Source organism: Mesorhizobium sp. BR1-1-16 (assembly GCF_020165495.1).
Classification (GTDB): Bacteria; Pseudomonadota; Alphaproteobacteria; order Rhizobiales; family Kaistiaceae; genus Kaistia.
The window spans coordinates 1,219,269-1,240,830 of the sequence record NZ_JAIUIE010000001.1; the positions used below are offsets into that span (position 1 = coordinate 1,219,269).

General features: G+C 65.6%; 18 protein-coding genes. 13 read left to right on the forward strand and 5 right to left on the reverse strand.

Going from position 1 to position 21,562, the window contains the following annotated elements:
• Positions 1-71 precede the first annotated feature (71 nt).
• The 3 genes from secG (at position 72) to LB518_RS05785 (ending at position 3,068) form a co-directional block, all read left to right on the forward strand.
• Positions 72-545: a preprotein translocase subunit SecG gene (gene secG, locus LB518_RS05775; RefSeq protein ID WP_224574135.1), complete on the forward strand. Its 474-nt coding sequence runs from the start codon at positions 72-74 to the stop codon at positions 543-545.
• A gap of 174 nt (positions 546-719) precedes the next feature.
• Positions 720-2,348, forward strand: coding sequence for a CTP synthase (gene pyrG, locus LB518_RS05780; RefSeq protein ID WP_224574138.1), 1,629 nt, complete (start codon positions 720-722; stop codon positions 2,346-2,348).
• A gap of 9 nt (positions 2,349-2,357) precedes the next feature.
• Positions 2,358-3,068 (forward strand): class I SAM-dependent methyltransferase, encoded by a 711-nt coding sequence (locus LB518_RS05785; RefSeq protein WP_224574141.1) that lies wholly within the window; start codon positions 2,358-2,360, stop codon positions 3,066-3,068.
• Between the two features lie 6 nt (positions 3,069-3,074).
• On the opposite strand, the gene LB518_RS05790 is transcribed toward LB518_RS05785, so the two are convergent.
• Together LB518_RS05790 and efp are read right to left on the reverse strand one after the other, a co-directional pair.
• On the reverse strand, positions 3,075-4,628 hold the full coding sequence (locus LB518_RS05790) for a putative bifunctional diguanylate cyclase/phosphodiesterase (protein ID WP_224574144.1): 1,554 nt from the start codon (positions 4,626-4,628) through the stop codon (positions 3,075-3,077).
• A 251-nt stretch (positions 4,629-4,879) separates the two neighbouring features.
• Positions 4,880-5,446 carry an elongation factor P gene (gene efp / locus LB518_RS05795; protein WP_224574147.1) on the reverse strand — a complete coding sequence of 189 codons (567 nt, stop codon included), beginning with the start codon at positions 5,444-5,446 and terminating at the stop codon, positions 4,880-4,882.
• 200 nt (positions 5,447-5,646) lie between these two features.
• On the opposite strand from efp, the gene epmA reads away from it, so the two are divergent.
• From epmA to LB518_RS05810, 3 genes are all read left to right on the forward strand, one after another.
• Positions 5,647-6,693 carry an EF-P lysine aminoacylase EpmA gene (gene epmA, locus LB518_RS05800; RefSeq protein ID WP_224574148.1) on the forward strand — a complete coding sequence of 349 codons (1,047 nt, stop codon included), beginning with the start codon at positions 5,647-5,649 and terminating at the stop codon, positions 6,691-6,693.
• A 14-nt stretch (positions 6,694-6,707) separates the two neighbouring features.
• A complete protein-coding gene (locus LB518_RS05805; RefSeq protein WP_224574150.1) occupies positions 6,708-7,778 on the forward strand; it encodes a lysine-2,3-aminomutase-like protein in 1,071 nt (356 codons plus the stop codon).
• Between the two features lie 113 nt (positions 7,779-7,891).
• On the forward strand, positions 7,892-9,430 hold the full coding sequence (locus LB518_RS05810; RefSeq protein ID WP_224574152.1) for an amidohydrolase family protein: 1,539 nt from the start codon (positions 7,892-7,894) through the stop codon (positions 9,428-9,430).
• Here LB518_RS05810 and msrQ read toward each other — a convergent pair.
• Complete coding sequence (gene msrQ / locus LB518_RS05815) at positions 9,367-10,302, reverse strand: protein-methionine-sulfoxide reductase heme-binding subunit MsrQ (protein WP_224574155.1); 936 nt, start codon at positions 10,300-10,302, stop codon at positions 9,367-9,369. The genes LB518_RS05810 and msrQ overlap by 64 nt on opposite strands.
• Positions 10,303-10,483: 181 nt before the next feature.
• Here msrQ and LB518_RS05820 point away from each other — a divergent pair, with 181 nt between their 5' ends.
• From LB518_RS05820 to LB518_RS05830, 3 genes are read left to right on the forward strand one after another with little or no spacing between them, the layout of a single operon-like run.
• Positions 10,484-11,794 (forward strand): efflux RND transporter periplasmic adaptor subunit, encoded by a 1,311-nt coding sequence (locus tag LB518_RS05820; RefSeq protein ID WP_224574157.1) that lies wholly within the window; start codon positions 10,484-10,486, stop codon positions 11,792-11,794.
• A complete protein-coding gene (locus tag LB518_RS05825; RefSeq protein ID WP_224574159.1) occupies positions 11,791-12,507 on the forward strand; it encodes an ABC transporter ATP-binding protein in 717 nt (238 codons plus the stop codon). The genes LB518_RS05820 and LB518_RS05825 overlap by 4 nt, the downstream gene beginning before the upstream one ends.
• Positions 12,507-13,712: an ABC transporter permease gene (locus LB518_RS05830; protein WP_224574162.1), complete on the forward strand. Its 1,206-nt coding sequence runs from the start codon at positions 12,507-12,509 to the stop codon at positions 13,710-13,712. The genes LB518_RS05825 and LB518_RS05830 overlap by 1 nt, the downstream gene beginning before the upstream one ends.
• Positions 13,713-13,724: 12 nt before the next feature.
• Here LB518_RS05830 and LB518_RS05835 read toward each other — a convergent pair whose 3' ends face one another.
• Positions 13,725-14,651 carry a carbohydrate kinase family protein gene (locus LB518_RS05835; RefSeq protein ID WP_224574166.1) on the reverse strand — a complete coding sequence of 309 codons (927 nt, stop codon included), beginning with the start codon at positions 14,649-14,651 and terminating at the stop codon, positions 13,725-13,727.
• Between the two features lie 187 nt (positions 14,652-14,838).
• Between LB518_RS05835 and LB518_RS05840 the strand changes: the two genes are divergently transcribed.
• From LB518_RS05840 to LB518_RS05855, 4 genes are all read left to right on the forward strand, one after another.
• Positions 14,839-15,576 (forward strand): cytochrome c biogenesis CcdA family protein, encoded by a 738-nt coding sequence (locus tag LB518_RS05840; RefSeq protein WP_224574169.1) that lies wholly within the window; start codon positions 14,839-14,841, stop codon positions 15,574-15,576.
• Positions 15,577-15,666: 90 nt separating this feature from the next.
• On the forward strand, positions 15,667-17,022 hold the full coding sequence (gene glmU / locus LB518_RS05845; protein WP_224574172.1) for a bifunctional UDP-N-acetylglucosamine diphosphorylase/glucosamine-1-phosphate N-acetyltransferase GlmU: 1,356 nt from the start codon (positions 15,667-15,669) through the stop codon (positions 17,020-17,022).
• A 127-nt stretch (positions 17,023-17,149) separates the two neighbouring features.
• Complete coding sequence (gene glmS, locus LB518_RS05850) at positions 17,150-18,970, forward strand: glutamine--fructose-6-phosphate transaminase (isomerizing) (protein ID WP_224574175.1); 1,821 nt, start codon at positions 17,150-17,152, stop codon at positions 18,968-18,970.
• A gap of 115 nt (positions 18,971-19,085) precedes the next feature.
• The gene (locus LB518_RS05855) at positions 19,086-19,802 is read left to right on the forward strand and encodes a DUF502 domain-containing protein (RefSeq protein ID WP_224574177.1); all 717 of its coding nucleotides are present in this window, start codon (positions 19,086-19,088) and stop codon (positions 19,800-19,802) included.
• Positions 19,803-19,812: 10 nt separating this feature from the next.
• Here the strand turns inward: LB518_RS05855 and LB518_RS05860 are convergent, their stop codons facing one another.
• Positions 19,813-21,537, reverse strand: a complete 1,725-nt coding sequence (locus tag LB518_RS05860) for a chloride channel protein (protein WP_224574180.1) — start codon at positions 21,535-21,537, stop codon at positions 19,813-19,815.
• Between the last annotated feature and the right edge of the window lie 25 nt (positions 21,538-21,562).

The window sequence follows — 21,562 nt, forward strand, 5'->3', positions numbered from 1 at the left end:
GGGCACTGGCATCGTCCCGGTCGATCGTGTACAAGGCGCCGGATTTCAGAAGCTTCCTACCAGAGTCATCGATGCAGACAGTCATCATCGTGATCCACCTCATGGTGGTCGTCGCGCTCGTCGCCGTGGTCTTGCTGCAGCGCTCCGAAGGCGGAGCGCTGGGTATCGGCGGCGGTGGCGGCTTCATGAGTGCCCGCGGCCAGGCCAATGTGCTGACGCGGACAACGGCCATTCTCGCCGGCGTCTTCTTCCTGACGTCGATCGCGCTGACGCTGCTGACCCGCTACGGCGACCGGCCGGCCTCGATCCTTGACCGGATCCAGAGCCAGTCCGCGCCAGCGACGACGCCTGCCGGCGGCCAGGGCGGCATTCTCGACCAGTTGCCGGCGCGCAAGGACGGCTCGGCGGCGCCTGCTGCCGGCGGTACCACGACGGCGCCCGCAACGGGCACGACGGCTCCTGCCGCATCGGCACCTGCCACGACCGCGCCCGCTACGACGGCGCCGGCCGCGCCTGCAACGCCTTCGGTGCCCAGCACCAACTAGGCGTGTGCCGAACGGCTGAATTCAGAGGCGTCGCCGCCCTTCGCGGCGACGTTTCGTTTGGGGCGTCCATTTCGCCCCGTTTGATCATTCATGGTGTTTGCGGCCGCCGCATTTCGCGGCTGCAACACCTTTTGTCGAAGCGAATCGGTGGATCGGAGGCTAAGGTAAGAGCCCATGGCGCGGTACGTATTCATCACCGGCGGCGTGGTTTCCTCCCTGGGCAAAGGCATCGCCTCTGCGGCGCTCGGCGCCATGCTCCAGGCGCGGGGCTACAAGGTCCGCCTGAGGAAGCTTGATCCCTATCTCAATGTCGATCCGGGCACGATGAGCCCGTATCAGCATGGCGAAGTCTTCGTGACCGATGACGGCGCCGAGACGGATCTCGATCTTGGCCATTACGAGCGCTTCACCGGACGTCCGGCCTCGAAGGCCGATTCGGTCACGACCGGAAAGATCTACCAGGAGATCATCGCCAAGGAGCGTCGCGGCGACTATCTCGGCGGAACGGTGCAGGTCATTCCGCACGTCACCGACGCGATCAAGACCTTCGTGCTCTCCGGCAACGAGGACGTCGATTTCGTGCTCTGCGAAATCGGCGGTACCGTCGGCGATATCGAGGCGATGCCGTTCCTCGAGGCGATCCGCCAGATCGGTAACGATCTGCCGCGCGATCACGTCGTCTATATCCACCTGACGCTGCTGCCCTACATCCCGAGCGCCGGCGAACTGAAGACCAAGCCGACTCAGCATTCCGTCAAGGAACTGCGCTCGATCGGCATCCAGCCCGACATCCTGCTCTGCCGCAGCGATCGCCCGATCCCGAAGGAAGAGCGGCGCAAGCTGTCGCTGTTCTGCAATGTGCGCGAATCGGCGGTCATCCAGGCGCTCGACGTCGCCCATATCTACGACGTCCCTACCGCCTATCATGCCGAAGGCCTCGACAACGAAGTTCTCGCCGCCTTCGGGATCAACGGCTCGCCGGCTCCCGATCTCGGCAACTGGAAGGCCCTCACCAACAAGCTCCGCAATCCGGAAGGTGAAGTGACCATCGCCGTAGTCGGCAAATATACCGGCCTCAAGGATGCCTATAAGTCGCTCATCGAAGCGCTGCAGCATGGCGGCATCGCCAACACCGTGAAGGTCAATATCGACTGGATCGAGAGCGAGGTCTTCGAGAAGGAAGACCCGGCGCCCTATCTCGAGCGCGTCAATGGCATCCTGGTGCCGGGCGGATTCGGCGAGCGCGGCTCGGAAGGCAAGATCAACGCTGCCGGCTTTGCCCGCCGCCGCAAGGTGCCGTATTTCGGCATCTGCTTCGGCATGCAGATGGCGGTGATCGAAGCGGCCCGCAGCCTGGCCGGCATCGAGCATGCGAGCTCGAGCGAATTCGGCCCGACCGAAGAACCGGTGGTCGGCCTGATGACGGAATGGCTGAAGGGCAACATGCTCGAGAAGCGCCACTCAAAGGGCGATCTCGGCGGCACGATGCGGCTCGGCGCTTATGACGCGGTGCTGGAGCCCGGTTCTCGGATCGCTGGCATCTATGGCGCAACGGAGATTTCCGAGCGCCATCGCCACCGCTACGAGGTCAATATCGAATACAAGGACCGCCTGGAGAGCTGCGGCATGCATTTCGCGGGCATGTCGCCCGATGGCATCCTGCCGGAGACAGTCGAGTTCCTTGACCATCCCTGGTTCATCGGCGTCCAGTATCACCCCGAACTGAAGTCGCGGCCGCTCGCGCCACACCCACTGTTCGCTTCGTTCATCGCGGCTGCCATGGAGCAGTCGCGCCTCGTCTGAGGCCAAGCAATGACGGATGGTTGGGACGAATCGGCTGCGGCCTGGATCGACGGCCTTGGCGATGACGGCGACTGGTCGCGTCGCCATGTTCTCGACGCGCCGATGCTGGCCCGTGTCGAGGGCCGCGGCTTCACGACGGCGATCGATATCGGCTGCGGCGAGGGCCGCTTCTGCCGCATGATGCGGGAAAGCGGCATCCGGACATGCGGTGTCGATCCGACGCTTGCGCTCGTCGCCGAGGCCCGCAAGCGTGATCCCAAGGGCGACTATCGCGTCGGGCGGGCCGAAGCGCTCGATGCGGAGACGGCGGCCTTCGATCTCGCGGTCAGCTATCTGTCGCTGATCGACATCCCCGGCCTCGATGCGGCGATCGGTGAAGTCCACCGCGTCTTGCGGCCGGGCGGGACCTTCCTGATCGCCAACCTGCAGAGCTTCAATACGGCTGGGCCGCCGACCGGATGGACGAAGGAGCCCGACGGATCACGGCGCTTCTATATCGACCATTATCTCGACGAGCGCGCGCAGTGGGTCGCCTGGCAGGGCGTGCGCATCGTCAACTGGCATCGCCCCCTCGGCACCTATATGCAGGCCCTGCTCGGCGCCGGCTTCGAACTCCGCCATTTCGCGGAGCCGGAACCATCAGGCGCCGATGACGCACAAGCGCAGCGCTATCGGCGCGCGCCCTATTTCCTGATCATGGAATGGCAGAAAGCCGCCTGAACCCGCTCAGTTCACGAGCTTCGGCACATAGGTGCCGCGGCCGAGGCGGATATCGGCGAGCCAGGCCAATGTCGCGGCGGAGGAGAGCGGCTTGCCGAACAGGAAGCCCTGACCGATATCGCAGCCGACGTCGCGAAGGATTTCGGCGACATCCGGAATCTCGATGCCTTCCGCCGTCGTTTCCATGTCGAGCGAATGGGCAAGCTGCACGATGGCGCGCACGATCTTCCAGTTTTCGATGTTCTGCCGCGCGCCCTCGAGGAACAGGCGGTCGATCTTCAAGCGGTCGATCGGCAGATCGTTGAGATGGCGAAGGCTCGAATATCCGGTGCCGAAGTCATCGAGCGCAACGCCGACCCCGACATCGCGCAGGGCACTCAGCATCAGTTTGGCAGAGGCAACCTCGTCTACCAGCGCGTTCTCGGTGATCTCCAGTTCCAGCCGACTCGGATCGACGCCGGCACTGCCAAGAATCGAGAGGATGCGAGCGGCAAGTTGCGGCTCGGCAAACTGCGTCGGCGACAGATTGACCGAGAGCGAGAGGTCCTTCGGCCAGGATTTGGCGTCGGCGCATGCCGCCGCAAGGATTCGATAGAAGAGATCGCCGACCCGGCCGAGCTCCTCCGCAAGCGGAATGAAGGCCGATGGCTGGATGAGCCCGTAGCGCGGGTGATCCCAGCGCGCCAGGACTTCAAATCCCATGAGCCGCCCATCCTCTAGGGCGATCAGCGGCTGATAAAACGGCACGATCTCGCCCGCGACGATGGCGCGGCGAAGATCGGTCTCCAGTGTCGAGCGGCGGCGCAGCGCCTCGCCCATGCTGGCCTCGAAATAGTAGAACGTGCCGCGCCCGCCCTGCTTCGCCTCGCCGAGCGCGATATTGGCGGCCCGCAGCAGTTCTTCGGCGCTGGCCTCGCTGAGTTCCGAAGTGGCGATGCCGATCGTCGCACCGATCGAAAGCACGCCTTGCGGCACCCAGACCGGCGCCGCGATGCTATCGATCAGACGGCGCGCGGTGCGTCGCGCCAGTTCCTCGATCGTATCGTTCTCGATCAGCAGCGCGAATTCGTCGCCACCAAGCCGCGCGATGGTCGCGCCCGTCGTCTGGAATGTCCCGAGGCGGCGGGCGACTTCGACCAGCAGCATGTCGCCGACGCCGTGTCCATGAACATGATTGACGTTGCGGAAGCGGTCGAGATCGATCGTCAGCAGCGCAAACTGCGATCCGCCCGCGCGATGGCGATCAATGGTGCGGCCAAGTTCCTCGATAAATGCAGTGCGGTTGAGGATGCGTGTCAGCGGATCGATCTGCGACAGGAGACCGAGCTGCTGCTCGCGGCCGAGCGCCTCATCAAGGCGTGCCGTAAGCTGGCTGAATCGCTGGAGGAGGAGGAAGGCGAGGGCCATGCCGCAGAACGCGACCGTAGCGGCTGCTACCTCACCATGGGTTTCAAGAAAGTCGGTCGCGATGGGGATGATGCGCAGGCTCGACAGCAGCAGATAGGTGCAGCCAGCCAGGATGAGTGCGACCGAGAGTTGTATGGCCGACCGCCATGTCACGCGCAGTCACTCCCCATCCGCTGCGCTTCATGCATCTCGCCCGGCGTCATGCTGGAATCAACCCGTGTTCTCGGCTTTCGAGGGCAATTTAAGAAACCATTATCCTCAACACGAGCTTAACGTCAGTCCACCATTTTGCCGAGGGTTAAGAATGGTCGCCTCCGGTCTGTCATTCGCTCTGGTTGCTGCCGAAACGAAAAACCCCGCGCCGGGGGCGCGGGGCAAATCATGCGTCGGAACGCAGCCGAAGCTCAGTCCTTGGCGCGCTCGACATAGGAGCCGTCGTCGGTCAGCACGACGATGCGCGTGCCCGGACCGATATGCGGCGGAACCATCGAGCGGACGCCGTTCGAAAGGATGGCCGGCTTGAACGAGGACGAGGCCGTCTGGCCCTTGGTCGTCGGCTCGGTGTCGACCACTTCGAGCGTCATGCGCTGCGGCAGGACGATGCCGACGGCCTGGTCCTCGAAGATCGAGAGACGGACGACCATGCCTTCCTGGAGATAGGGGGCGGCGTCGCCGACGACGTCCTTCGGGACGATCAGCTGCTCGTAGTTCTCGGTGTTCATGAAGGTGAAGCCTTCGCCATCGGCGAAGAGATAGGAGAAGTCGCGATCCTCGACGAAGGCCCGCTCGACCTGCTCGGTTGTCTTGTACCGGTTCGAAATCTTCACGCCATCCGAAAGGCGGCGCATGTCGATCTGGGTCGTCGGCGTGCCCTTGCCGGGATGGAAGCTCTCCGCGATGAGCACAGCATAGAGCTTTCCTTCGACCTCGAGGATGTTGCCCTTGCGGATCTGGCTGGCGATAACTTTCACGGCAATGCGGTCCTTGGTGTCGGCGCCGTCCGAACGGGGCGCCTCGTTGCGGCGCGCCCGGAAAGGGCGCGAGAATGGCGCGCACCATACCGATTCTGAGCCTGCATACCAGCCCAAACTGCAGCTTGGGGCTTGGCAGGCCTTGCCTCGCGGCGCGGCAGCGGGCAGTGATCGCGCCTGACGTTTCGCGAGCCAGAACCATGAACCCCGTCGCTTCGCCCTGGTGGACCCCGCATGTCCATGCCGACCGCCGGCCATTTCTCCTGGCGCGCGGACGCATCAAGGCCGCCCTTTGCGCCTGGTTCGCGGGTGAGGGCTTCGTCGAGGTCGAATGTGCGATCCTGCAGAATTCACCCGGCAACGAGACCCATCTGCACGCGTTCGCAACCGAGCGCATCGATCCGGACGGCGCCCGCCAGACGCTCTATCTGCACACCTCGCCGGAATTTGCCGCCAAGAAACTGCTGGCCGCCGGCGAGGAGCGGATCTTCACGCTCGGGCCGGTGTTCCGCAATCGCGAGGCCGGGCCGCGTCACGCCAACGAGTTCGCCATGCTCGAATGGTACCGGGCCAGCGAGACCTACGAGACGCTGATGGCGGATTGCGCGGCGCTGCTTGGCGCGACGGCCGATGCGGCCTGCATTCGCCGCTTTTCTCATCGCGGCATCGAGGCCGACCCTTTCGCCGCGCCGGAGCGCATCACCGTCGCCGAAGCCTTTCACGCGCATGCCGGCATCGATCTGCTCGCGACGATCGCCGATGACGGCGCGGTCGATCGCGATGGCCTAGCGGTTGCGGCGATGGGGCAGGGCCTGCGCGTCGTCGATGACGATAGCTGGAGCGATGTCTTCAGCCGCGCAATCTCGGAAAGGATCGAGCCGCGCCTCGGCCTCGGACGGCCGACGATCCTCTATGAATATCCGATTGCCGAAGCGGCGTTGGCCCGCCGCAGCCCGCGCGATCCGCGCGTCGCCGAGCGCTTCGAACTCTATGCCTGTGGCGTCGAGCTCGCGAACGGCTTCGGCGAACTGACTGATGCCGAGGAGCAGCGTCGCCGCTTTATCGCTGCCATGGATGCCAAGGAGCTGCTGTTCGGCGAGCGCTATCCGCTCGATGAGGATTTTCTCGCGGCCCTCGCCATCATGCCCGAGGCCTCGGGCATCGCGCTCGGCTTCGACCGGCTGGTGATGCTGGCGACCGGCGCACCGCGGCTCGACCTCGTCGTCTGGACACCGGCGACGCGATGACGGAAAAGCCCGCAATGTCCGAAATATCCATCATCCCGCTCGAAGCGCGCCCAACATTGCGCAGCCCGGCCGCGCTGGCCTCCGCTAGCCTCGTGGCGCCGCGAGACGTTGCAGCACTCGATCAGGTTGCCGCGCGTTATGCCGTCGCCGTAACGCCCGAGATGGCCGCGCTGATCGACCCCGCCGACGGTGCCGATCCGATCGCCGCGCAATTCGTGCCGAGTGTAGCGGAACTCCAGTCGACGCCAGACGAACTCGAGGATCCGATCGGCGACGATGCGCACAGCCCGTTGCCGGGCCTCGTGCATCGCTATCCCGACCGCGTGCTGCTGAAGCTCGTGCACGCCTGCGCCGTCTATTGCCGCTTCTGCTTCCGGCGTGAGACGGTAGGGCCGGGCGGCCCGACACTGCTCGGCGACGAGGCCTTCGCGGGGGCGCTGGCCTATGTCGCCGCGCGACCGGCGGTCTGGGAAGTGATCTTCACCGGCGGCGATCCGCTGGTGGCGGCGTCGCGGCGGCTGGGGCTGCTGCTCGCCCGCTTCCGGCCGATCGAGCATGTGCGCGTGCTGCGCTTCCATACGCGGGTGCCGATCGTCGCGCCGGACCGCATCGACGCGGCGATGGTCAAGGCGCTCTCCGGCACCGGCAAGGCCGTCTATGTCGCCATCCACGCCAATCACCCGCGCGAATTCACGCCGGCCGCCCGCACGGCGCTGGCAAGGCTCGCCAATGCGGGCATCGGCCTGGTCAGCCAGAGCGTCTTGCTGAAGGGCGTCAATGACGATCCCGAAACGATGGCGGCGCTGATGCGGTGCTTCGTCGAGGCGCGGGTGAAGCCCTATTACCTCCACCATGCGGACCTTGCGCCGGGGACTGCGCATTTCCGGACGTCGATCGCCGAGGGGCAGGCCCTGATGCGCGCTCTGCGCGGACGCCTCTCCGGTCTCGCACAGCCGACTTACGTCCTCGATATCCCCGGCGGCTACGGCAAGGTGCCGATCGGACCTGACTATGTCGATGAGGCGGGAACCGTGACGGACCCGAACGGCGGCGTGCACGCCTATCCATTCGGCGCCGAGATCTAGATCTGGCGGGCGGCACCCCGGCCCTCTCCCGCAAGCGGGCGAGGGGTGAGGGCTCTTACGCTCGCTGGCTGATCCTGTTCTAATCGGCAGGAACAAGACTTCGCAGGATCCCCATGACGCATATCACCATCATCCGTGGCGGCCGCCTTCTCGACGCCGCCACACGGCAGGCGCCGCTCCGCGACATCCTGATCAAGGACGGCGCGGTCCGGGAGATCGGCGCGCCCGGTCTTGCGGCTCCGGATGATGCTGAGATCGTGGATGCGAGCCGCCATCTGCTGCATCCCGGCCTCATCAACAGCCATACGCATGGTTCCGGCGCGCTGACGCGCGGCTTCCGCGATCGCTGGAATCTCGAAATGCTGCTGATGGCGGCGCCGGTCCGCTTCGGCAACCAGAGCGCCGAAATCAAATATCTGAACACCTATCTCGGCGCCGTCGAGATGGCGATAAAGGGCTGCACGGTCGCCTACGACCTGACCTTCGGCGTGCCCGTGGCAACGACCGAGGAACTCATCGCCATGGGCCAGGCCTATCGCGATGCCGGCATCCGCGCGGTCATGGCGCCGATGCTCTCCGATATCAGTTTCTATCGCGCCATTCCGGGGCTGATCGAAAGCCTGCCGCCAGAACTGGAAGCCCTTGCAGCGCGCGATGACGGCGATGCGACCGACCATGTGCTGAAGCTGATGGGCGAGGCGCTCGCCGCCTGGCCGCATGACCGCGACCACGTCAAGCTCGGTGTCGCGCCGACGATCCCGACCCATTGCTCGGATGCGCTCATGCGCGGCTGCGACCGCCTTGTGCGGGAACACGGCACCGTCATGCAGAGCCATGTCGGCGAATCGAAGATTCAGGTGCTCGCCGCACGCGAATTCTATGGCCAGTCGATGGTCGCCCATATCGACGGCCTCGGGCTGCTCGGTCCGCATTTCTCGGTCGCGCATGGCGTTTGGCTGGATGATGACGACATGCGGCGCCTCGCCGACAACGGTGCATCGATCTCGCACAATGCCGGCAGCAATATGCGGCTTGGCGCCGGAATCGCGGATTCGCGCCGCATGCTGGAACTCGGCGTCAATCTCGGCATCGGCACCGACGGAGCGACGTCGTCGGATAATCAGAACATGTATGAGGCGATGCGGGCGGCGCAGCAGGTTTCCTGCGTCCGTCAGCCGGATCACCGGCTATGGCTGTCGGCACCGGAAGTCGTTGCGGCCGCAACGACCGGCGGCGCGCGGCTGACCGGCTTCGATCATGTCGGCGCCATCGCCCCCGGCAAGCGCGCGGATATCGTGTTCCTGACGCTCGATCATCCGAACTGGATGCCGATCAACGATCCCGCCAACCAGCTCGTGCTCACCGAGGATGCCACGGCCGTGCGCCATGTCATGGTCGACGGGCGCTTCATCGTTCGCGACGGGCGCCACCTCGCCTCCGACATGGCCGCGCTCGCCGACAAGGCCGAGGCGGCGCGCGACCGGATTGCGGCGATGAATGCCGGCGACATGGAGATCGCGAACCGATTGGAGGACGCGGTGACGTCGTTCTGCCGTAGCCTCGCGGCAAAGCCTTACAGCGTCGAGCGCTACGCGGCCTTTCCCTGCCGTTGCGCTGGCGAGGACGAAGGTTTCGCTGCGACGCCCGCCTGAGCGCGCCGGCCGCGCGGCTTGCGGGCGTCGAGCACGCTGCGCCCATAGGCGACAGCAATCACGACGAGGGCGATGCCAAGGACGATCCACGCTGGCCGTATGCCGCTCTTCCAGGCGAAATTGGTCGGCAGGATGCGTGAGAACGGCACGCCGATCTTCAGATAGTAGTAGAGCGCCTCGCCGAAGGCCGTGGCGACGACGATGAGCGCGGCAAGGGCGATCGTCACAGCGAACGAGCCGGCGCGTTGCTCGCCGATCCTGGCCGCCAGCACGCGCCAGGCGCCGAGCCAGATCGCGAGCGCCGCAATGACGATCGGCTCGGTGACGCCGAGCTTCGACTGCAGGAAGAAGTGCACCGATGCCAGCGCCGCGATCGGATAGATCAGCTTGTGCAGCGCCCGCCATTGCAGCCCACCCATGCGTCGCATCATGCCGTTAGTCGAGGTCGCTGCGAGCGGGATCAACATGATAAACGCGGCAAAGCCGATCGTCAGATAGGGGCGGGCGAAGATTTCCGACACGACTTTCGGAACGTCCCAGACGAGGTCGCCCGTATAGGCGACCAGATGGATCGCCGCATAGGCAAAGACCGAGACGCCGAGCATCCGCCGCAGGAACACGAGCTCCGGCCAGCGCCAGATGAAGCGCAGCGGCGTCACGGCGAGCGTCAGCAGCAGGAAACGAACCGTCCAGAGGCCAGCCTGATGGTTGATCTCGATCATGGCGCGCGGCCCAAGGTTGCCGCTGATGGCACGCAGGATGAGCCAAAGGCCCGGCAGCAGGATCCCCGCGAAGACGACGGCCTTCAGCATTGAAAATTCGCCGCGGCGGTCGAGCCAGGGAAGGGACAGGGACGCCTCGCGTGCGCTCATCGATCGAACCTCGCTTGTCATTCAGCGTTTCTACGCGAGAGAGCGGGCAAACGTGACGCCGATGTCGATCAGGCTTCCGTGAGCGATGCAATGCTCGGAAATATCGCGTCCTGAATTGATACAACTCGTCATTTGACCGGGGACCGACGTCCAAAATAAGGGAAGAGCGCACGAAGGACGCATGATGAAGCAGATGCCCGATGACGACACCAGCGCAGGCGCAGGGCAGTCGGAACCGAAACCCGCCCGAAGCTTGGTAGAGAGCCCGCGCCTTGCCGACATCATAGGCCCGGCGGCTCGGCCGCATCGCTGGCGGCGCTGGGGCCTGCTGGCCCTGATTGTGGTCGCCTTGGCAGCCGCCTATCTGCTCTGGCCGATCATTGCCGGCGGTGGCGATGGCATAACCTACACCACCGCGCCGGCGACGCGCGGCAGCCTGACGGTGACGGTGACAGCGACCGGCTCGGTACAGCCAACCGAGGAGGTCGACGTTTCCAGCGAGCTCTCGGGACGCATCAAATCCGTGAATGTGGACTACAACAGTCCGGTCAAGGCCGGAGACGTCCTCGCCGAGCTCGTCACCGACAATCTCGACGCGGCGCTGGCGAGCGCGCGCGCCAAGCTCGCAGCGGCAAAGGCGAATGTCGCCAAGGCGCACGCCACCATCGCCTCGACCGAAAGCACGCTGGAGAGCAAGAAAGTGCTAGTCGGCCGCAATGTCTCCTCTTCACAGGAACTGATCGAGGCGCAGGCCAATTACGACGCGGCAGTCGCGAGCGAGGCAGCCGCCAATGCCGAGGTCGATGTGGCGACGGCCGATCTCTCGCTCGCCGAGACCAACCTCTCGAAGGCGGTGATCCGATCGCCGATCGACGGCATCGTGCTGACCCGCAGCGTCGATCCGGGTGCGACGGTGGCCGCCTCGCTATCGGCTCCAACGCTGTTCGTCATCGCAGGCGATCTCCGCCAGATGGAATTGCAGGTCGATGTCGATGAGGCCGATGTCGGGGAGACCGCCATCGGCCAGAAGGCGACCTTCAGCGTCGATGCCTATCCGGACCAGAGCTTTCCGGCTGCGATCAAGGATATCCGCTTCGTCTCGGAGACGACCAACAATGTCGTCACCTACAAGGCGCTGCTTACTGTCGACAACGAAAAGCTGCTGCTGCGACCGGGCATGACGGCGACGGCCGATATTGTCGTCGAGGAGGTGAAGGACGCGACGCTCATTCCGAATGCGGCCCTGCGCTATGTCCCGCCGGCGACAACCAGCAGTCCGCGCGCCTTCGGACTGTTCCGCGCGCCGAATATGGGCGCGATCACCACCGCCGAGCCGACCGGACATGATCGCCGGGTCTACGTGCTGCGCGACGATGTCCCGACGCCCGTCTCGATCGAGATTGGCGCGACCGATGGCGTGCATACGGTGGTGAAGAGTGGCGACATCAAGGAAGGCGATAGCCTCATCGTCGACGCGACGGCACGGAAATGACCGCGCCCGAGATCGCCTTCGAGCGTGTCTCCAAGCGCTATGGCAGCGGCGAGACCGAGGTACGCGCGCTGTCCGGCGTCGATCTCTCGATCGATCGCGGTGAATTCGTCGCCATCATGGGCCCATCCGGCTCCGGCAAATCGACGGCGATGAACATCATCGGCTGTCTCGACCGTCCAACCGAGGGTGAATATCTCTTCGAGGGTGTTGCGACGTCGACGCTCACACGGACCCAACTCACGCTTTTGCGGCGGCACAAGCTCGGCTTCGTCTTCCAGGGCTTCAATCTCTTGCCGCGTACCTCGGCGGTGGAAAATGTCGAGCTGCCACTCGTCTATCGCGGCATGGAAGCGGGCGAGCGTCGGCAGCGCGCCTTGGCGGCGCTTGGCCGTGTTGGCCTTGAGGGTAGGGCCGGGCACACGCCCTCCGAGCTTTCGGGCGGCCAGCAGCAGCGCGTTGCGATCGCGCGCGCGATCGTGACGGATCCCGCGGTCCTCCTCGCAGACGAACCGACCGGCAATCTCGACACGCGCACCAGCCTTGAAATCATGCAGTTGGTGACGGCGCTGAACCGCATGCAGGGCATCACGGTGATCATGGTGACGCATGAGCCCGACATCGCCGCCTTCGCCGACCGCGTCATCCGCTTCGTCGACGGACGCATCGAATCGGACCGCCTGAAATCCGACGGCGCGCTCGAGGTCACCGCCTGATGCTCGCCGAATCGCTCAAGCTCGCGCTCCGTACCATCAGCCGTAACCCGATGCGGTCGTTCCTGACGGTGCTCGGCATCGTCATCGGCGTGGCGGCCGTCATCGCACTCGTGACGATCGGCAACGGCACCACGGCGCGCGTCACGGCCGACATCGCCAAGCTCGGCAGCAACATGCTATTCGTCCGGCCAGGCCAGTTCGGCCCCGGCCGCGCCAGCACGACAGCGAAATCCTTCAACGACCGCGACGTCGCGGCGATCCGTGACCAGATCGGCGGCCTTCGCGCCGTGGCGCCGGTCGCCCAATCCACGGCGACGGTGATCTTCGGTGGCGAGAGCCGCTCCAGCAGCGTGATCGGCACGACGGCCGACTATCTGGTGGCGCTCGATTGGTCCCTGGCCTCGGGCCGCGCCTTCCTGGAGACGGAGGAGCGCGGCGGGCGAGCCGCCTGTATCATTGGTGAGACTGTGCGGACCAAGCTTTTCGGTGCCACCGACCCGCTGGGGCGGGCGCTCCGCGTCGGAAATGTCTCCTGCGAAGTCATCGGCATCCTGGCCAAGAAGGGCCAGTCCGGCATGGGCACGGATCAGGATGATACCGTGCTGATGCCGCTGCGCGCCGTGCAAAGGCGGATCATCGGATCGAGCGATATCGGCACGATCCTGGTCTCGGCGCGCGACGGCGTGGCGACGAGCAAGGTGCAGGGCGACCTTGAGCGGCTGATGCGCGAGCGGCGCGGCATCGTCGCCGGAAAGACTGACGATTTCTCGGTCAACGATATGACGCAGATGCTCGAAACCATGGCCGGCACGACGCAGCTTCTGACCGGCTTGCTCGGCGCAGTCGCGGCCGTCAGCCTCCTGGTCGGCGGCATCGGCATCATGAACATCATGCTGGTGTCCGTCACCGAGCGGACGCGAGAAATCGGCATTCGGCTTGCCATCGGCGCGCTCGAGGGACAGGTGCTGGCGCAGTTTCTGGTCGAGGCGATGGTGCTGTCGCTGTTCGGCGGCGGCGTCGGCATTCTGCTCGGCCTGGCGCTCGCCTATGGCGCCACGACGGCGCTGGGCGTGCCGTTCGTCCTCAGCCCGTCGATCATCGTGATCGCCTTCGCCTTCTCGGCGCTGATCGGCGTCGTCTTCGGCTATGTGCCGGCCCGCCGTGCCGCGCATCTCGATCCGATCGAGGCACTGCGGCACGAATGAAAGCGGATCGTCTCAGCCGGCGATCTCGCTGCGCCATGGCGGATCGGCGCCGACGCGTGAGCAGGTGACGGCGGCGACGCGATTGGCGAAGTCGAGCGCGTCCTTGAGGGCAGCATGATCGATGCCGCGGATCGCGTTGATGCTGAGCAGTCCCTTCTCCGAAAGGCGCGCAAGCAGGCCGCCGGAAAAGCTGTCCCCAGCCCCGACCGTGTCGGCAACCTTGATCGGCTGGACCGGCGAGAAGATCGAGCCGGTGCGCGTATAGGCGGTGACACCCGAGCCGCCGCGGGTCACCACGACAATGCCGGCCCCGCCAGCGAGCCAGCCGGCCGCGATGGTCTCCGGCGCTTCGCCCGGATGCAGCCATTCGAGATCCGCCCCGGAGATCTTCACGATGTCGGCGCCGTGGGCGAACACTTCCGCGCGCGCCTTGAAGGCCTCGCGATCAGGAATGAGGGTCGGCCGCACATTCGGATCGTAGCTGATGACGCGCTTGCCGCGATTCTGGTCCATCACCGTCGCGAGGCGGCTGGCGAAGGGTTCGGTCGCCAACGAGAACGACGAGAAATGCAGCGCCTCGACGTCATCGGCGACAGGCTCATGCGTGGCTGGATCATGCAGGCGACCGGCGCTGTTCTCGTCGAAGAACGCATATTGCGGCTCTTCGTGTGCGAGGCTGACAAAGGCGAGGGTCGTCGGGCGCGCCGAGCGGCCGGCATATTTGAGGCTGACATGGCTGCGCTCGAGCTCGGCCGCCAGCATGTCGCCGAAGAAATCCGTCGAGATGCCGCCGAGGAAGCCGGTCCTGATGCCAAGGCGTCCGGTTGTCAGCGCGACATTATAGGGCGATCCGCCGACCGCGGGGCGATAGCTGTCTCGGCCCTCGGCGTCCTTTGTCGGCAGAAAGTCGATCAGCGCCTCACCGCAGCTTACGATCATTCCAGTCACCCTGTGCTGACCCCACGTTTCAAAGCCATCTACCGGAAGCCGGGGGCGTCGCCAAGGGGCTCCGCGAACGGGTTGCGGCGACCGTTGACGACACCATCGCATTTCCGTGACTGGTCCGCCGCGTCCGATTGCCTATAAACGGTGCGGGCCGCATCCTGGCCCCGAGGCCATGCTGTCGATGCCGTCTGATGTCACGTTGTGGGGCGCCCTCATCGCCGGGCTGCTGTCGTTCATCTCGCCCTGCGTCCTGCCGCTGGTGCCGCCCTATCTCTGCTATGTGACCGGCCTCAGCCTCGAAGAGGTGACGGCGCGCAAGGCGGAGCGCGAAGTGCGGCGCGTCGTGCTGCGATCCTCGTTTGCCTTCGTGCTCGGCTTCTCCACGGTGTTCGTGCTGCTCGGCGCCACCGCATCGGTGGTCGGCCGCATGGTCGCGCGCTACCAGGACATCCTCTCGATCGTCGCCGGCCTCGTGATCATCGTCATGGGGCTGCATTTCCTCGGCGTCTTCCGCATCGCGCTGATGCACCGCGAGGCGCGTCTGCGCGTCGACAAGCAGCCGGCGGGCCTTGCCGGCGCCTATGTACTCGGACTCGCCTTCGCCTTCGGCTGGACACCCTGCATCGGGCCGGTGCTCGCGGCGATCCTCGCGGTCGCAGGCTCGACCGACACGGTGGCCCGCGGCGCCGGTCTCCTTGCGATCTATTCGCTCGGGCTCGGCATTCCGTTCCTGCTTGTCGCGGGCTTTGCCGAACATCTGGTCGAGGCGCTCGGAAAGTTCCGCCGTCATCTGCCGAAGGTCGAGAAGGCCATGGGCGCCTTCCTCGTCATTGCCGGCCTCCTGTTCCTGACGGGCCAGATGTCGCGGATCTCCTTCTTCCTGCTCGAAACCTTCCCGATGTTGCAGCAGGTCGGCTGACCGCGGCCCGAAGCGATGAAGCGGCTCGGCGCTTGACCGCGAGCGCCCGGATCGCGCAATGCTGGCCTCCGTTCGACGAAGGGAGGACCCATGACCGATCGCTCATCGCTCGCCATCCTGCTCGCAGCCGGCGAGGGGACGCGGATGCGTTCCTCCCTGCCTAAAGTGATGCACCCGGTCGCGGGGCTGCCGATGATCGGCCATGTGCTGAAGTCGGCGGCGGCGGCCGGCATCGACCGCTTCGCTATCGTGGCCGGCAGCGGCGCGGAGGCCGTCGAGCGCTTCGTCGGCAAGGCTGCGCCTGCGTCGCAGATCTTCATCCAGACCGAACGCCATGGCACGGCGCATGCCGTGCTCGCGGCCCGCGATGCGTTGGCCGATCCGGTCGATGACGTCCTGGTGCTCTATGGTGACACACCCCTTGTGACACCTGAGACGATCGCGCGGCTCCGCGCCGAGATCGCGGCAGGCGCCGCCGTGGTCGTGCTGGGCTTTCGGCCTGTTGATCCGACCGGCTATGGGCGCCTTCTCGTCGAGAAGGGCAGTCTCGTCGCGATCCGCGAGGAGCGCGACGCGACGCCCGAGGAACGTCAGATCGGCCTCTGCAATGCCGGGCTGATGGCTTTCGCCGGAGCCGGACTGCTGCATCTCCTCGCCTCGATCGGCAACGACAATGCCAAGCGCGAATATTATCTGACCGACGCTGTCGGCGTCGCCCACGCCGCCGGGCTGCCCGTGGTCGCGATCGAGGCCGACGCCGATGAGGTCGCGGGCGTCAATACGCGCGTCGAACTGGCCGAGGTCGAAGCGATCTGGCAGGACCGCGCCCGTCGCCGCGCCATGCTTGCCGGCGTGACGTTGGTCGCGCCGGAGACGGTGTTCTTCGCGCATGACACGCTGCTCGAACCCGACGTGACCGTCGAGCCGAATGTCGTGTTCGGCCCCGCCGTCACGGTCGAAAGCGGCGCGATCATCCATGCCTTCTCGCATCTCGAAGGCGCGCGGGTCGAAGGCGGCGCGGCGGTCGGGCCTTTCGCGCGCCTCCGTCCCGGCGCCAAGCTCGGGCCGCAGTCAAAGGTTGGCAATTTCGTCGAGGTGAAGAATGCCGAGATCGGCGCCGGCGCCAAGGTCAGCCACCTGACCTATATCGGCGACGCCCATGTCGGCGCGGAGGCGAATATCGGCGCCGGCACCGTCACCTGCAATTATGACGGCTACGACAAGGCGCTGACCGTGATCGGCGAGGGCGCGTTCATCGGCTCCAACAGCGCGCTCGTCGCCCCGGTCAATATCGGTGACGGCGCCTATGTAGGATCGGGGAGCGTCATCACCGAGGATGTCGCGCCGGATGCGCTGGCGCTCGGTCGTGCCCGCCAGGTGGAAAAGCCCGGCTGGGCCGCGCGCTTCCGCGCCGCCAAGGCGGCGACGGAGCGGAAGCGCGTCTGAGGCATCCATGAAAAGCCGAAACAGGACGTGATTTCCGGGGTTTGCCAAGGACTATTAAGGGTTCTCGCGGCAGGCTCTGAAAATCAGCCGGGTGATTGCCGGCCTCGAATCGTGGGGGACGCGCGGCATGTGCGGCATCATCGGCATTCTCGGACTGACGCCGGTCGCGCCGCTGCTCGTCGACGGTCTTAAGCGGCTCGAATATCGCGGTTATGATTCGGCCGGCATTGCCACGCTCGAGGGCGGCCATCTCGACCGGCTGCGCGCCGAAGGCAAACTGCGCAATCTCGAAGCGAAGCTGGCCGGCCGCCGCAAAGGCGGATGCACCGGCATAGGCCACACGCGCTGGGCGACCCATGGCGCCCCGACCGAGCGCAACGCGCACCCGCATGCGACCGAGCGCGTCGCGGTCGTCCATAACGGCATCATCGAGAATTTCCGCGAATTGCGCCTCGAGCTGGAGGCAGCTGGCCGCGTCTTTTCTTCGGACACGGACACCGAAGTCGTAGCCCAGCTGGTGACGCTCGGGCTCATCGACGGACTCGCGCCGAAAGATGCGGTGCAGGCGGCGCTGAAGCGTCTCAACGGTGCTTTCGCGCTCGCCTTCCTGTTCGAGGGCGAGGACGATCTCGTGATCGGCGCCCGTCGCGGCAGCCCGCTCGCCATTGGCTGGGGCAGCGGCGAAATGTTTCTCGGCTCCGACGCGATCGCGCTCGGGCCGTTCACCGACGAGATCACCTATCTCGAGGATGGCGACAGCGTGGTCCTGACCCGCGCCGGCGCGACGATCTTCGATGCCGACGATATCGAGGTCGTCAGGACGCTTACGACGACCGCCGGCTCGACCTATGTCGCCGACAAGGGCAACCACCGCCATTTCATGGTCAAGGAGATCCACGAGCAGCCGGAAGTCGTCGGCCGGACGCTCGCGCATTATCTCGACCTTGTCGCCAACACCGCCAAGACAGTCGCCGACATCGATTTCGCGCGCATCGACCGCCTCTCGATCACCGCCTGCGGCACCGCCTTCTATGCCGGCTTTGTCGCCAAATACTGGTTCGAGCGGCTCGCCCGGCTGCCCGTTGACATCGATATCGCCTCCGAATTTCGCTACCGCGAGCAACCGCTGTCGAAGGACGGGCTGTCGATCGTCATCTCGCAGTCCGGCGAAACGGCCGATACGCTCGCCTCGCTGCGCTACGCCAAGGGCGAAGGCCAGCGCATCGCGGCGATCGTCAATGTCCGCGAGTCGACGATCGCGCGTGAGGCCGATGTCATGCTGCCGATCCTGGCCGGCCCGGAAATCGGCGTCGCCTCGACCAAGGCATTCACCGCTCAGCTCGCGGTCCTCGCCGCGACCGCGATCGCCGCAGGACGGGCGCGCGGCACGATCGATGCCGCCGAAGAGGCGTCGCTCGTGCGCGCCTTCAGCGAGGTTCCGCGCCTGATGCACCAGTCTCTCCGCCTCGAGGGACAGATCGAGGCGCTGGCCCGCGACCTCGCCAGGGTCAAGCATTGTCTCTATCTCGGCCGCGGCACCAGCTATCCGATCGCGCTGGAAGGCGCGCTGAAGCTGAAGGAAATCTCCTATATCCACGCCGAGGGCTATGCGGCGGGCGAGCTGAAGCATGGGCCGATCGCGCTCATCGACGAGGAAATGCCCGTCGTCGTGATCGCGCCTTATGACCGGGTGTTCGAGAAGACCGTATCCAACATGCAGGAGGTCGCGGCCCGCGGCGGCCGCATCATCCTGATCACCGACCGGAAAGGCAGCGAGGCTGCCGCGATCGATACGGTCGAGACGCTGATCCTGCCGGAAATGCCGGCTGTGGTGACGCCGCTGGTCTATGCGATCCCGGTGCAACTGCTCGCCTATCATACGGCGGTCTTCATGGGCACGGATGTCGACCAGCCGCGCAACCTCGCAAAGTCGGTCACGGTCGAGTAACCGCTCCGGCCGAATGCCCTGGCCAGCATCACCTGGCGCGGATCGAGGCTGGCGATCCTTTTCGCAGCCGTCATAATACCGTGGCAGAGTTGGCTCTCAGGCGACAGGAGATGGCATGAGTCTGGACGAGCCTCAGCTATCCGTGCCCTTGGATTCGCCTGGCCGGCGGATCGTGAAGCGGCTGCGGAATTACTTTCTGACCGGGCTGGTGATCGCGGCGCCGATCTCGATCACGATCTATCTCACCTGGTCGCTGATCAAATGGATCGATGGCTGGGTCAAGCCGGTCATTCCGCGCGAATACAGCCCCGATTCATACCTGCCGTTTTCCGTGCCCGGCTTCGGCGTTCTGGTCGCCGTGATCGCTTTGACGCTGCTCGGCTTCCTGACGGCGAATTTCGTCGGTCGCACGCTGGTTGGCCTCGGCGAATCGCTGGTCGGTCGCACGCCGCTGGTGCGCAATCTCTATGGCGCGCTGAAGCAGCTGTTCGAGACCGTGCTTTCGTCAAAAGGCAAGTCGTTCCACAAGACCGCGCTGATGGAATTCCCCTATAAGGGCGTCTACGCGATCGTGTTCATCGCCACTGAAACGCGCGGCGAGATCCGAGCCCGCATCGGCCAGGACGGCGAGGAATGGGTGACGGTGTTCCTGCCGCCGAGCCCGGCGCCGACCGCGGGCTTCATGCTGTTCGTCAAGCGCAGCGAGCTGATCGAACTCGACATGACGGTCGAAGAAGCTGCGAAAGTGGTGCTTTCGGCTGGGCTCGTCACGCCCGAATATGATCCGGCACGGCTGCAGCCCGCTCCAACGCCGCGCATCCCCGTCACCTGAGCCGGAGCGTTCAGCTCTCGCCAGACAGCGACCGCCGTGCCTTGTCGAGCTCCTCGGCATAGCGGCGGAGCAGATGCGCTTCGGTCAAGAGACCGATGACCTGCCGATGATCCGTGTCGTCGACGACGGCGAGTTCCTCGCTTTCGGCTGCATCGAAGGTCGCGGCAGCCTCGCGCGCCGTCATGTCGGGCAGAAGCATCCTGTCCGGATAACGGCAGAGCTTGGCGACCGTGTGCTCGCCCGGCTCGGCGCTCGCATGGGCATCGGCAACCAGCACGATACCGGCATAGCCGCCGGCATTATCCGTCGCGACGACACGCTGGGCCGAGCCGAGTGGATAGAGGCTGCGGAAAGCGTCGAGCCGCATCGAGGCGAGGATCGGCCGCATATCGGTACGCATCATGCGGCCAACCGTCAGATCACGCAGCCAGCCGATATCCTGCGCGCCGCGGATCGTCTCGCCGCGCAGATGCAGGCGCCAAGTCGAGAACGAGTAGCCGAAGAACTGCCGCACCGTCGTTGCCGAGAGGATCGAGGCGGCCAGCACGATGCCGGTCAGCTGGAGATCACCCGTCACTTCGAGCGCGAGGAAGGTCATCGTGAGCGGGCCGCCGATGATGCCGACCGCCAATGCGCTCATGCCAACGATCGCCGTCACGGTCGGGTCGAGATCGAGTTGCGGAAACAGGAGTTCAAGCGACGCGCCATAAAGCCGTCCGACCAGCACGCCGAGAAACAGCGAAGCGAAGAAGAGGCCGCCGCGAAATCCGGAACCGATCGAGGCCGACGTTGCCGCGATCTTGACGAGGATCACCAGAAGCAGCGTGCCGATCGCCGGGGTCGTCGCGAGATTGAGATAGAGCGCGCCATGCCCGCCGGACAGAGCTTGCGGCGTGATGAGCGCCAGCAGGCCGACGGCGACGCCGCCGATGGCCGGACGAAAAAAGCGCGGAATGCCGCTCTTCTGGAAGGCCAGTTCGACCAGCGTGATGAGCCGCATGATGCCGATGGCGAGCAACCCGAGCAGCAGACCCAGCGCCAGGAAGGGCGGATAGTGCGAGGCATCGACATGAAAGCCGCTCGGGATGGTGATGATGTGGACATCGAGGCCGAGCGTGCGCGCGACGAGATAGCCCGTGAGCGCCGCAATGAGCACCGGCGCGACATTCGCCACCGAATAGACGCCGATGATCAGCTCGAAACCATAGAACGCGCCGGTCAGCGGGCCGCCGAAAGCGGCAGCGATCGCGCCGGCGGAGCCGCAGCCGACCGCGAGCCGTAGATCGGTGCGGCGAAGGCCGAGCCGCGTGCCGATCGTCGACGCGAATCCGCTCGCGACCTGCGTATAGCCCGCCTCAAGACCGACCGAGGCGCCAAAACCGTTTGAAATGACGTTTTCGAGGCCGACGCGCAGGCTGTCGAAGAGCGACATCTGCCCGCCATGCAGGGCGTTCGCCTCGATCGGATCGACGATCAGGCGCCGACGCTTGCGGAACAGGAAGATGACGAGGCCGAGCAGCGCGCCGCCGGCAAGCGGGATGGCGACATGCCACGGCTCGATCGCTGCCGTGGCGCTGAGCTGGCTGCCGGGGTCGATGCCGTAGAGCCACACATGCAGCGCCGCCGTCGTCGATGAGATCGCCACGACGATCAAGCCGGCAAGCGCGCCGATCACGGCTGCAAGCAACAGCAGCGACGGTTCGCTGGACCGGAAGAGGGCGCGGACGCGCGCCATTGGACGTTCTGGGGAAGCGGGCGGC